Below are 12,890 nucleotides of genomic sequence, written 5' to 3' on the forward strand. Positions count from 1 at the left end.
CTGCCCCTTCGCGGGCAAGCGCGCTCCTACAAATGCTCGGACAGACGGTTCATTCATCAAGCCCCGCGCCGACCGTGCCGGCGATTCATTCGCGGGCACTCATGCGGCTCATTCGCCTGAGTCGCGATCCTGCGACGGCATCGGCTGGGTGCCGCAAACCGTCGGTTGAAACGAGGTCCCTGTAGGAGCGCGCTTGCCCGCGAAAAATTGTCCAGACGATAAAAACGCGTCGGATGTACTGCCCTTTCGCGGGCAAGCGCGCTCCTACAAATGGTCGAACAGCCGGTTCATTCATCAAGCCCCGCGCCGCGCGTGCTGACGATTCATTCTGCGGGTACCCATGGCGCTCATTCGCCTGATTCGCCTGATTCGCTTTGCTGCGACGGCATCGGCTGGGTGCCGCAAACCGTCGGTTGAAACGAGGTCCCTGTAGGAGCGCGCTTGCCCGCGAAAAATTGTCCAGACGATAAAAACGCGTCGGATGTACTGCCCCTTCGCGGGCAAGCGCGCTCCTACAAATGCTCGGACAGACGGTTCATCCATTCAGCCATGCGCGTCTTGTGCCGGTGGTTCATTCGACTGGCCGCCGCGCTGCTGCAACGGCTTCAGCCGGGGATTCGTTCGCTGTGATTCTCGGCCCATCGCAACTGCCTGTCCTGCGGTTGCAGGATCAACGTCAATTGATTGAACAGATGGATGTCGGCGTACCGTGCGAAGAAGCGGTTAAGCACCTCGCCGAACACGCAAATCTCGCCTTCCCCGGCAAAGGTCTCCGCTTCCAGAGTCACCTGAATGCTCACCCCCCGCAGCAGAAACCCTTTTTCAAAGCGCTGAAGCAGAGAATGCCTGACCTCGGTGATCGCCTGCACCCGGCGACGGTTGACCTCACTGCCGGTCCAGTCGTACAGCGCCAGCGTATGACGTAACACCTCAGCGCTTTCGAGCATCGGCAAAAAGGTCGACCCCAAATGACCGAGCACATTCCAGTGGGCGCGGTCACTGTCGGGCGGATAGCAGGGCATTGTCGGCACGCACAGATTTCGTACCCGCAGCGTGCGTTTGCCCACGCGCGCGGCCTCGTCCAGCACCGTTTCAGCCAGTGCCATTCGCGGCAACCGCCCGTCAGTGCCAGTCAACTGCAAAGACAACCGCTGATCGCGGCTGATGCGGTCTAGGTCGAAGCCATCGCCACCCAGCACCAGCCACGTGACGGACGACCCGCTTGACGCGCGCTTGAGCCGGGTATGGAAGTACCGCTCCGGCGCCTGGCCAGGCATCATCCCGCCCTTGTGCTGGAAGTGGGTGAAAGGCACGTACTTGTGCCGCGCCGAGCCCTTGGAGGCGATGACGCTGTCCACCGAATAGATTTCCGCGTGGCTGTCCCCCAAGTGCAGCGGACGTACCGGATAGTCGCTCTGCAAAGCGTCGAGCGTCACCGGCTCCGCCTCCAGAGCGAAGAGGTTGATGACGGACACAGTGTGCAGACGGATATGCTCGGCACTGAGCGCAAATCCATGGGGCCAGGGTCTCCTGAGGACCACTTCAAGCTCAAACGCCCTTGTACTGACGTCAAATTGCGCATGCTCCAGGCCCTTGAGCCTGAGGTTCATGAACTTCTCGGGAAGGCTGAAATACTCCATGAACAACGAGAAGCCGCCGAGCGCATTATCGGTTTGGGGCCAAAGCACATCGTTGTCACCGAAGCCCTTCGCCGCAAAATGAACGTCGAGCAGCTGGCGCTCAGCCTCCCCGCTGTGCAGATAGATCGCTTCGGCATCCAGCGCGAACGCACTGTGCAGCGCGCCGGCAAGGGCCGGGCTGGCGTTCAGGTACAGCGAGAGGTTGCGCAGGTCCAGATTCTCCCAACTGATCAACTTGCCCAGCGAGAAGTGCAGACGGATCACCGACTGGCCGTTTGGCTGCTGCCCCACCCGCACGGTATCGAGTGCCAGCGCGCGCAGCGTCATGTCCTGAGTGGTGGTGTAGCGGCAGCGTGTGCGCTGCGAGCCGACCGGTTGCGAGCGCACCTCGAAACCTTTGGGCAGGGTCTCGCAAGTCTTCATCTCGTCGATCTCGGGCGTGAGCTCGACGATCGACAGCGAAGGGATCATGCGCAGAAACTGCGGCTCCACCATCCCCATCAACCCCTCGGTCAGTTCCGGCAAGTCGTCGTCGAGCTTTTCGCGCGTTCGCGCCATCAAAAACGCAAAGCGCTGGAACAGCTCCTCAACGGCCGGGTCAATGGCGCCGGGCTTATCCAGGTTGAGTGCCGCAGCGCGGTCGGGAAACTGCGTCGCGAATTCAGATGCAGCTCGATGCAGGTAACGCATCTCGGCGTCGAAGTACGCCAGTGTTTTGTTGTCCTTGCTCATGGCAGATATCCTTGTCTCGATTGTTCAGAAAGCACCCATCGTCCTCAGCTCGCGCTCGCTTCCGGCAGCGAGGTGATCAATGTGCAACCGCACGTGCAGGGGTCACCGTGGAATGCGACCGGCACGCCGTCATCGCCGAACCCTGCATTGCCCTCGGCGATAGCGTTCGCGCCGTGGCCAGGCAGGGGGCAAACGACAATGTCGCCAACGCGGGCTGCGCCCAGGCCGTCAAATATCATCGAGTCGGAGCCGGATTTGACTGTGCCGCCGCCGGTGGTGGAGTCGCCAATGCGGATGATGCCTTTCATGTGAAATCCTCTTGTGGGGTGGGTAATTGGGTCAGCGACGGAGCGTGCGCCAGCGGCTTGCCCGTGGCGGGATCGAGTTTCAGGTCGTGGGTCAGGCGCTGGATCAGTTCGGCCGACGGCTTTTCAGGTGGGATGTTGGCTTCGCGAGCTTCGAGCCATTGCAGCTTGCCGTCCCACGGCGGCAGCTTGGCCGGTGGCAGAGGGAGGATGTCGTTTATTTCGGGGACTTTGGGGTGGGCGTAGGAATAGTCGGCGAGAATGCTCCAGATGGCCTCATAGCGCTCGGCGCGCTCCAAGTCTTCCGCCAACTCCAGATAATGCAACTCGTTGGTCGGATCCGGCCCGCGGAAACCCTTATGCAGAAAACTTGCAGAAGTCTCATCGCCTGCGGCGACACCGAGTTGAAATGCATCCACTGCTTCTCGATATTGTTTTTCAGTCTGTAGATCGATAGCCAAGTCGAGCGCAGCAGCTCCCTGTCCTTGCGCGGCTGCGCAACGGCGCATCTGGCGCGCGACATCCGGCGACCTATCGCTCGGCGCCAGCGCGTCACCGATTTCATATTGAGCCTGTGCGCTTCCCTCAGCGGCCGCCTTGCGCAGGTAGCGCCGCGACATCTCGGCGTCCTGCTTAAGATTGGCAATACCGTGTTTCAGGAATATCGACACGAAGTAGTAACCGGTCGCGACATCGGCATCAACCAGTGCCTGACTGAACCGCAGGTGTTCGTGGCTTCGGATGCTGTACTTGCCACGCAGGCTGTCGTTTTGCAGGTTGATAATGGCTTTGACATGGCCGTTCTCGGCGGCGATGCGATAGAGCCGACCCACCTCAACATCGGTCGCCGGGTCCTGTTTCAGCTGGTTGTTCTTCTGCAGCCAGCGGGCATACTTGAACAGCACGTCACTGTCTGCGGTGGCCGCGGGTAGCGTTTCGTGTCTGCAAGTGAAAGCCAGGTTTTCCTTTATTTCTTCCAGTGACGCGACAGATGCACCGCGCTTAGGCTCGCTGTGTGGCGCGCCGCATCCTGTTAGCAGCAGGCAAGACAAAATCCAGGCGCGCGACTTCATACCAACCTCCAGCTAACCCGGACCGGGCCTACACGAACAGCGCTGGGAAAAGGCCAGATGCGCTCCTCTTCGTAACGCATGTCCACGACGGGAAAAGTTTCGCCCTGCTCGAAATACCGAATGACCGGCTGGCCGTTGGGCGTGCGCAGTGTTGAATACTCGACGACCTGCCAGTAACCGCTGGCCGGGCACTCAGAACGGGCGACGCAAGGATCCGCTGACAGGTGCGCCTGGCTGAAACCTTTGGCGCCCGGCATTGGCTTGCCGGTGTCAGGGTCGAGCTTAAGGTCATGAGTGAGCCGCTGGATCAGCTCGGGCGACGGCTTCTCGGGTGGAATGTTGGCTTCGCGCGCTTCCAGCCACTGAAGCTTGCCGTCCCAAGGTGGCAGCTTGGCCGGTGGCAGTGGGAGGATTTCATTAATTTCAGGGATTTTGGGGTGGGCGTAGGAATAGTCAGCGAGGATGCTCCAGATTTTGTCGTAGCGCTCAGCGCGTTCAAGGTCCTTCTTCAGCGCTAGGTAATAAAGTTCATTGGTTGGTTCTGGGCCTCGAAAACCATTGCGTAAAAAACTGGAAGAGCTTTCGTTTCCCGCAGCGATACCAAGTTGAAACGCCTCCATCGCTTCTCGATACTCTTTGTAGTATTTACGGTCAACTCCTAATGTAACAGCAGCGTCGCCGTGGCCCTGGCCTGCGGCACAGCGATACATCTGCACGGCAATCTCTGGAGCGATGTCGCTTGGGGCTAGCACATCTGCAATCTCGTATTGAGCCTGCGCGCTTCCCTCATCAGCGGCCTTGCGCAGATAACGCAATGACATCTCCGTGTCTTGTTTCAGATCGGCGATACCGTTTTTTAGGAAGAGCGACACGAAGTAGTAACCCGTCGCCACGTCTGCATCGATCAGTGTCTGACTGAAGCGAAGGTGCTCGTGGCCCTGCAGTCTGAATTTCCCACGCAGGCTGTCGTTTTGCAGATTGATGATGGCTTTGACATGGCCATTTTCGGCGGCGATGCGATAGAGAAGACCCACCTCAACATCGGTCGCTGGGTCCTGTTTCAGCTGGTTGTTCTTCTGCAGCCAGCGGGCGTACTTGAACAGCACGTCGCTGTCGGCGCTGGCCGCTGGTAGCGTTTCGTGTTTGCAAGTGAAGGCCAGGTTTACTTCTATTTCTTCGAGTGACGCGACGGATGCACCCTGACCACGCTCGCTGTCTGACACGCCACATCCTGCCAAAAGGAGGCAATACAAAACCCAGGCCCGCGACCTCATATCAGCCTCCAGCTAACCCGCACCGGGCCGACTCGAACGGCACTGGGCAACGGCCAGATGCGGTCCTCTTCGTACTGCATTTGCACGACGGGAAACGTCTCGCCCTGTTCGAAGTGGCGAATGACCGGGTGGCCATCGGACGTGCGCAGTGTTATGTACTCGACGACCTGCCAGTAACCGCTGACCGGGCACTCAGAGCCGGCCACGCAAGGAGCGGCTGACAGGTGCGCCTGGCTGAAACCTTTGGCGCCCGGCATTGGCTTACCGGTGTCAGGGTCGAGCTTAAGGTCATGGGTGAGCCGCTGGATCAGCTCGAGCGACGGCTTCTCGGGCGGGATGTTGGCTTCGCGAGCTTCCAGCCACTGAAGCTTGCCGTCCCAAGGCGGCAGCTTGGCCGGTGGCAATGGGAGGATGTCGTTGATTTCCGGGACTTTGGGGTGGGCGTAGGAATACCTCGCAAGGATTCGCCAGATGGTCTTGTAGCGTTCGGCGCGCTCCAAGTCCTTAGGCAAGTCAAGGTAATCCAACTCGTCTGTCGGCTCTGGGCCTCGGAAACTGTCATCCAACCATCCTGCGGACGTTTCGTCCCCTGCGGCGATACCCATCTGGAACGCAGCCAACGCCGCTCCGTATTCGCGCCTACCTTGGAGGTTGACTGCCAGCTCCAGCGCTGCATCACCATGCCCTTGCTCGGCCGCACACCGACGCATCTGCCGAGCTACATCTGGTGCCCTGCTACTCGGCGCCAGAGCGTCGCCGATCTCGTATTGAGCTTGGGCACTTCCCTCGTCAGCAGCCTTGCGCAAATAACGCAACGACATCTCCGTGTCTTGTTTCAGGTCGGCAATACCGTTTTTTAGGAATAGCGACACGAAGTAGTAACCCGTCGCCACGTCTGCATCAATCAGTGCCTGACTGAAGCGCAAGTGCTCATGGTCCTGCAGTCTGAGCTTGCCACGCAGGCTATCGTTCTGCAGGTTGATGTTCGCTTTGACATGGCCGTTTTCTGCGGCAATGCGGTAGAGCCGGGTGACCTCACGGTCCACCTCCGTTTCCTGCTTAAGCTGGTTGTTTTTCTGCAGCCAGCGGGCGTACTTAAACAGCACGTCACTTTCAGGATTAGCTGCAGGAATGACTTCGTGCTTGCAGGTAAACGCCAGGTTGTCCTTGATGGCAGCGAGGGATTTCATCGGGAAGTCCTTGTCGAGGGAGGGCGTTAACGCTCTGCCGTTGTCACAGGCGACAAGAGCCAGGCAGGCGATGAGTAGTAAAATGCGCATCAGTCGAGGTTCACTAAATTAGAAGAGGCGTAATGAAATTCGACGAGGGGAGCGCAAGGTCGCTTACCGTTCTCGTCAGCGAGGCGGTCCTTATTTTTATTGATGATTTTCTGCCAAGCCTTGAACGCAGCCTTCGGATCATCCTGCATCCCCTTCCCCGCCGTATGCAGCCCCCACAACCTCCTCCTCAACGCCTGAGTCTCATCCGCCCACTCATGGGCGATGTTCAGTTCGCTATCCACCTGCATGCTGCGGGTGTTGATGTTGGCCGAGCCATGGGTGGTGAAGACGTCGTCGACGATCATCAGCTTGGAATGGATGTACACCGGCATCCACTTGCCAGGAGGTGAGTCTGGCGCCACCAGCGAGCAGACGTGCACCTTCAAATTGGGAATCTCTTCGGGCTTGATGACCTCCTCCTGAATGGCCTTGATCTGCTCTTCCAGCGCAGCCATGCGCCACTGCGCCGAGCGCGCGGCGTCGCGTCGCGCTTGCCGGGCCTTTTCGCTGATCGCGCTGTCGCCGCCAGTCAGCAGCGCCGCCCCGAGGGACAGCAGCTCGGTGGTAAGGGTCATCGCCTGATCGGCGATCAGCTCGCCGAGGTCCGGCTCCTGCGCCGCGGCTTCTGCTTTAGCTGCCTCGATGCGCTGCAATCGCGTGATTTTCGGCATCGTGTCCGCGCGCCCCAGGCTGTCGAGCATGCGCTGGGTGTTGACCGTGCCTTTGCCGATGCCGTCGTCGGTGACATTGGTGATCACGAACAGGTGCAGAGAGCCATGTTTACCGGGGTCGCGCCCGCCCTTGGCTTGGGCAATGGCGGCCTTTTTGATCATTTCGGCGAGCGGCGGCCAGCGAAAGTACTGGTTCTCGATATAGATGAAGCCCGTGGCGTTGTTCACCGCTTGCAGGTAGAGCTTCTCGATGTCGCGGCGGCCTTCCTGGGCCTGAGTTCGCAGGATTTGCGCAAAATGCCGCTGCTGGTCAGGCGGGCATTTCAAACGTTTGCCCAGCGCCATGGCGTTGCGCAGGGTCATCAGGTCTTCGCCTGTCACGTCATACCAGGCGGTCGCAAAATTGTGGTGCAAGTGTTCCAGAATCGGCCCGGCGACCTGGCTGGAGATGTCCTGGCGCGGTGTGTCTCCCCGAGGCCCGGCATTGGGCGCGGGTTTGGTGGCCGGGTCGCGGTTTCGCGATGAGTGCGCGTCGGTGTCCCAGTACTCGTCGAGGGTGTTGTGGCCCATGACGAAACCCACCGCCTGTTCGGGGGCTTCATAGTCCACCAGCACGGTTTTCTGATGGTGGGTGACGGCGATCCCGAGGGCGCCAAGAGTGGTGACGCTGAGGTTGGGGTCGGAGCCGTGGTACTTGGCCTGGTGAATGATTTCTGCCCGATCGAACAGACTGAAGCCGCGACTGGCGTAGGCCGGTATCTTGTGGTTCATGCGCAGCGGCACCTGCAGGGTGGCAATCGAACAGGTGGCGAACCACTCACGGTCGTAGGCGTACTGGGCCTCGGTGGAATGCTGCAGGGCGCGGTCGTCGTAGGAAATGAGCCCCTTGCCCGGCAGATTGGCTTCACCCGCACCGCCAGCCGTGTTGAACGGCGCCTCCCAGCCCAACACTTTTACCGCAACGCCCTCTCGGGCCTTTTGCATGAGCAGTTCGCCAATACAGGGGTGTTTGCCGCCTGTGCGAATGAAATACATCGACGGCTGAAAGCCCCAGCAGATGATGTCCACCGAGCGAGTCGCTTTTTGGATAGCCTCGTGCACGGCCTTGAATGTCTCTTTGCCGTTGACCAGCGGTTTATAGGTCGCCAGCGCTGGCCCGTACTCGGACTCCTGCACGTACCAGGGCGCGCACAAGGTGACCGTGTCGGTTTCTTGAAACGAGACAGGTCCAAAGATTTCGGGCAGTGTCATGAGGCGTCCTCTGGCTGGTCGGGGGTGTTGTTCAACACGGCCGCGTACAGCGCGCGATGGTCGCTGTGTGATGCAGGCTGGTTGACCGGTGTGTCGGGTGCCGAACGGTGGTGTTGCAAGCCCTGATTGGCCAGCCTTCCCTGCTCGGGATTGCGGTAGGCGGTCACGGCGGGAATCCGGTAGCTGACGCCGTTGGCCATCTCCAGCCGGTATTCCTGGGTCGTCACCTGATGATCCACGTCGATGTGCCCGCTGCTGTCCATGACGCCCTGGCTGATCACTCCGCCATCGGCATAGAGCGTGTAAGGCATGTGGGCCCAGCTGCTGGCAAGGTTCGGCGTTGCGGCCAACTTGAGGCGTAAAGGTTGGCGGGTCAGTTGTGGAGGGTAGTCAGGGTGATCGGCGGCCATGGTCGCGGCGCCCTTGATGTAGTTGAAATTCGCGGCCTTGAGCAGATGGTCGCCCGCCGTGCCCGATTCGATCAGGCCTTGCTCCAGCGTCAGGTAACTGCCGGCGGCGTTGAGCACGATTTTCTTTTTGGCGACGATGTGGATTTCGTCCTCGGTGCTGGTGATGCGCAGGCCCTGGCGCGCCAGTAATTCCAGCGTGTCGTTCTGTGCCTGCACGGTCACCGGGCCCTGGTTGGCGATCAGCTTGATGCCGAGCTGACGCACGAACACGCTCAGGCCTCGCCCGACGCCCATGAACATGCGCTTGACCACGCTGACGTCGGTGTCGCCGCCAGCGTTGAGCATCACGTTGTCGTGGGCGGCCAGCTGCAGGTGCTTGCCGCTGGTGAGCGCAATGCCTTGCGGGGCGCTGAGCAACATTACGGCCGATTTGAGTTGTTCGAGGTTCTGCTCAAGCAGTGCCACTTGCGCCTCGACGTCGGCGGGCTCGGCCTTGCTCGCCTGGGCATCCGTGGACAGGGTTTGCAATTGCTGCACGGCATCCTGCAGATGGGTAATCGCGGCGGCCATCTCCAACTGCTGACCTTGCGCCCCGGCCTGTTGATCGGCGCTGATGAACAGCCCTTTACCAGCGCGAATCGCACCTCGGCCGTCGGTACGCAGTTCAAAGCCTTCGCCGCGCCTGGCCTTGCTGGCATCCACCAGATGCCCGAGGTTCAGCTGGCTTTTGCCGCTATGGTCGGTGCTGAGTTTGATGTGCTCCTTGCCACGTTCGTCTTCCATGCTCAGCTTGTTGTTGGACGGCGTGCGCAGCACGTTACGGGTAAAGTCCCGGTCGGCCAGCGTCACCGGGTCTGGATGCTGGTCGTCGTGCAGGGCATGGGCAATGTAGGGCCGGTCCGGGTCGCCGTGTTCAAAGGCGACGGCGACTTCCGTCCCGGCAATCAGCGGCAGGTGCAGGCCATGGGTGTCACCGGCGTAGGAACGCGCCAGCCGCAGCCAGGCGCTTTCGTCCCCGGCCTCCCAAGTGTCACGGTCAAACAGGAAGTTGACCTTGTAGCGGCCGGTCTTGTCGATGTGGCTGTACGGGTCATTGGCAATCAGGCTGGTGACCCGCGCCGCTACCGTGCCGGCGAGCTTGGGTTTGGGCGGCACCGGGGGCCGGAAGCACACGGTGTCGCTGAACGGCATGGCCTCGAATGCCACCTCGAAACTGCGGTCGCGGGCGGCGCGCAGGCTCAGACGTGTGATGACCGCGCCGGGCTTGAATGCGCCGGGGGCGTCGCCGGTGACATCGATGATCTGCGCCAGGGCCAGGATTGCGCTGCTGCCGACGCCGCTCAGACGCGTCTGGGCATTTAAATAACGCTCGTGGCGCAACCGGGCATAGAAAAAGCCGCTTTCGCTTTCGAGGTCTTCGTCCTGATTCAGTGCATCGCCCAGCAGGGTATAGGGTTCGGCGAAGTGATAGGCCTCGCCATAGGTGGTGCTGGCGCGGCGGCTCTGGTTGACTTCGCCGTCGAGCCAGGCGTTGGCGTTGCGCGGGTCGTAGGCACGGAAGTGGACGTGCTTTTCCACCACGCAATGGTGCGACTGCAGATGCCAGACGGCGTCCCGGTCATCGCTGTTCAGACCTGACAGCGAGCGGCACGGCAACGGGATCTGTGGCCATCGATAGTGACGTTGGTCATCGTGGAATTCGATCACATCGATATTGAGCCGCGGGTCATGGGAAAACCGGAACCAGATGCCCACCTCGGCCAGCAGTCGGGAGATGAACGCCAGATCGCTTTCGCCGAACTGCATGACCTGCTCTCGCCGGGGGTATTCACGGACCAGGCTGAACCGGAAATCCTGCCCCTCCATGCCGTGACGCCCGCGCAGGATGGTCTCGACGATCTCCGGCACCGACAAATGTTGATAGAGCCGGTACTGATGCCCCCGGGACAGCAGCGCCATGCGCGGCTCAAGGGTGATTTCGTACCGGGCCTCGTCCCTGGAAGCGGACAGGCATTTGAAACCGGTGACCACTCCTCGGACGACGCGTAGCGGCTCGACCGGTGCCAGCGGAAGACCGCGCACCGCGCCGGGGCGCACATGTGCTGCGACGTGCAGGGTAAATCCCGCGTCTTTGCCGAGTGTCTGTGCAGCGCCGATATCCCGCTGCGTCGAGGTGAATTCGATGGTGTACAGGAACGGCTGGCTGAGCTGCTCTTCTCCCGTGAAGGTGAGCACGTCGAGGTCGGCATCCAGCTCGTCGACGTACAGCTTGTGGCGACTGTGGTCGAAAAACGTCTGCAGGGGCTGCGCCATGATCAGAGGCCTCCCTGAGCAAGCTCGGCCACAGACCGGGCCAGCGACTGGTCAAGTGTCCACCACAAGACGGCCAGCGCCACACCCACCGCCACCAGGTGCAGCGCCGGAGAACGTAGCCACTGCAGGTGCTCGCCCGACGCTTCCGTGCAATCGATCAACAGAGACTGCGGGGCCGTGTCCAGAGGTTCGACCCGGGCATTCAGCTGCTTCACCAACGCCACGCGCTCTTCGGCGTCCAGCCCCCGGTGGCGGCCCAGAAACCCGAACATCATGACCCGGGCGTAAAAGGTCAGCACATGGATGTCCGGCGCAGGCTCGCGCAGGACCTCAAGCATCTCTTCATGGAGCATTTCACCCGCCCGGTGATGTCCGAAAAATCGCGCCTGCAACGACTCGGTGATCCACGCGGCCCGGATGGCGTCACGGGCATTGGCGAGCACCACTTCATCGAGCAGCGCACAGTGGGCGTGGCTGATCAGGTCGATGCTGCGCGCGCTCATGCCGGCTGCCTGCAAGGTGCTGCGCGCCCCTTCGATCTGCGTTACACACGTCCGGTGCAGCGTGACGCTGTCAGACATTGCCAAACCGCGACGCAGATCAATGACCAACAGATAAGTGTCCAGGAAGACACGGTCTATATTCATTGACGCGGTGCCGCATTGTTCATGATTTATTGAGCGCATAAGGAAGACCGCCAACAGTTAAAGGCTCGGAGGGTCAAGTCACACGTGGGCAACGCGACCGGGTTTCATGGATTAATCTGCGTCAAATGCGAAGGGCACTTGGCCTTGATGTGAGTTGTGACGGGGTCGAGTATTTTGCTTATGTCTTAGGGTCCGGCCATTGCCTGAGTTATAGGTGCTGGATATGAAAGGTGATTACCGGAGATTGCTCATTAGATATCGCTAACCGAATGTCAGTGTCTCTGTGAGCCGCTCTGTACTGTGACGCTCGCTCCAACGGCAAGGGCTTGAAAGCGCAACTCTGGCGCTTGAGTGGAACACATAGGGTTCAAAGCCGAGAGCGGTTGCGCATTGGCATCGACGACGCTGTTGTTGAGATCCAAGGCTAATCATTGAAAAACAAAAATACTACCCTCCTTTGAATATCAAGAAACTTCTTACAAATATCGGGATGCTTCCCACAGAATGTTCTGACGAGATATGAGAAACGCATCGCACTTTGAAAGTGAGGTTATTTAAACGGAACAGTGGCAGCGGAGGATAAATGTGCGAAAGAAACATAGTTAACCCGCGCCTTCCCCCAATAAACATTCTGTTTATCGCGCCACGTTTAAATTAATCAGCCACTGTATATCCTGTAGGAGCGCGCTTGCTCGCGAATAATTATCAAGGCTATAAAAACGTGTCGGATGTACCGGCCTGTTCGCGGGCAAGCGCGCTCCTACAAATGCTCGGACAGCCGGTTCATTCGACGGCATCGCACAATGCTCCAGCAGCCGGTCATTAAGCGGCATCGTCCAACGCTCGTGCGCGCCAGCTCGTTCGGCGGTCTCGCGCCGCTGCCACGGCGTCGGAAACACATCGCAGATCGTCTGTTGAATCGAGGTCCCTGTAGGAGCGCGCTTGCCCGCGAAAAATTGTCCAGGCGATGAAAACGGGTCGGATGTACCGGCCTGTTCGCGGGCAAGCGCGCTCCTACAAATGCTCGGACAGCCGGTTCATTCATCAAGCCCCGCGCCGACCGTGCTGGCGATTCGTTCTGCGGGTACTCATGCCGCACATTCGCCTGAGTCGCCTGGTTCGCGTTGCTGCGACGGCATCGGCTGGGTGCCGCAAAACGTCGGTTGAATCGAGGTCATTGTCGGAGCGCGCTTGCCCGCGAAAAATTGTCCAGACGATGAAAACGGGTCGGATGTACCGGCCAGTTCGCGGGCAAGCGCGATCCTACAGATGCTCGGACAGCCGGTTCATTCAT

At 60.1% G+C, this 12,890-nt stretch carries 8 protein-coding genes; all 8 read right to left on the minus strand.

The window, feature by feature from the left end:
- Positions 1–605 precede the first annotated feature (605 nt).
- A complete protein-coding gene (gene tssF, locus LT42_RS05385; RefSeq protein ID WP_037010539.1) occupies positions 606–2,372 on the minus strand; it encodes a type VI secretion system baseplate subunit TssF in 1,767 nt (588 codons plus the stop codon).
- Between the two features lie 44 nt (positions 2,373–2,416).
- A complete protein-coding gene (locus LT42_RS05390; RefSeq protein ID WP_037010540.1) occupies positions 2,417–2,680 on the minus strand; it encodes a PAAR domain-containing protein in 264 nt (87 codons plus the stop codon).
- Positions 2,677–3,750: a DUF6396 domain-containing protein gene (locus tag LT42_RS05395; RefSeq protein WP_052075102.1), complete on the minus strand. Its 1,074-nt coding sequence runs from the start codon at positions 3,748–3,750 to the stop codon at positions 2,677–2,679. The genes LT42_RS05390 and LT42_RS05395 overlap by 4 nt, the downstream gene beginning before the upstream one ends.
- Positions 3,747–4,973: an SEL1-like repeat protein gene (locus LT42_RS05400; protein WP_152597592.1), complete on the minus strand. Its 1,227-nt coding sequence runs from the start codon at positions 4,971–4,973 to the stop codon at positions 3,747–3,749. The genes LT42_RS05395 and LT42_RS05400 overlap by 4 nt, the downstream gene beginning before the upstream one ends.
- A gap of 47 nt (positions 4,974–5,020) precedes the next feature.
- On the minus strand, positions 5,021–6,214 hold the full coding sequence (locus tag LT42_RS05405) for an SEL1-like repeat protein (RefSeq protein WP_338050482.1): 1,194 nt from the start codon (positions 6,212–6,214) through the stop codon (positions 5,021–5,023).
- An 89-nt stretch (positions 6,215–6,303) separates the two neighbouring features.
- Complete coding sequence (locus LT42_RS05410; RefSeq protein WP_037010542.1) at positions 6,304–8,226, minus strand: phospholipase D-like domain-containing protein; 1,923 nt, start codon at positions 8,224–8,226, stop codon at positions 6,304–6,306.
- Entirely contained in the window at positions 8,223–10,949 is a 2,727-nt protein-coding gene (locus LT42_RS05415; protein WP_037010544.1) for a type VI secretion system Vgr family protein, read from the minus strand. Before LT42_RS05415 ends, LT42_RS05410 begins: the two co-directional genes overlap by 4 nt.
- Positions 10,950–10,951: 2 nt before the next feature.
- Positions 10,952–11,596, minus strand: a complete 645-nt coding sequence (gene tssL, locus LT42_RS05420; RefSeq protein WP_052075106.1) for a type VI secretion system protein TssL, short form — start codon at positions 11,594–11,596, stop codon at positions 10,952–10,954.
- Positions 11,597–12,890 lie beyond the last annotated feature (1,294 nt).

Source organism: Pseudomonas lutea (genome assembly GCF_000759445.1).
Lineage (GTDB): Bacteria > Pseudomonadota > Gammaproteobacteria > Pseudomonadales > Pseudomonadaceae > Aquipseudomonas > Aquipseudomonas lutea.

Coding starts and splice junctions, on each gene's coding strand:
- tssF (WP_037010539.1), bottom strand. CDS start 2,372: ATGAGCAAGGACAACAAAACACTGGCGTACTTCGACGCCGAGATGCGT.
- LT42_RS05390 (WP_037010540.1), bottom strand. CDS start 2,680: ATGAAAGGCATCATCCGCATTGGCGACTCCACCACCGGCGGCGGCACA.
- LT42_RS05395 (WP_052075102.1), bottom strand. CDS start 3,750: ATGAAGTCGCGCGCCTGGATTTTGTCTTGCCTGCTGCTAACAGGATGC.
- LT42_RS05405 (WP_338050482.1), bottom strand. CDS start 6,214: ATGAAATCCCTCGCTGCCATCAAGGACAACCTGGCGTTTACCTGCAAG.
- LT42_RS05410 (WP_037010542.1), bottom strand. CDS start 8,226: ATGACACTGCCCGAAATCTTTGGACCTGTCTCGTTTCAAGAAACCGAC.
- LT42_RS05415 (WP_037010544.1), bottom strand. CDS start 10,949: ATGGCGCAGCCCCTGCAGACGTTTTTCGACCACAGTCGCCACAAGCTG.
- tssL (WP_052075106.1), bottom strand. CDS start 11,596: ATGAATATAGACCGTGTCTTCCTGGACACTTATCTGTTGGTCATTGAT.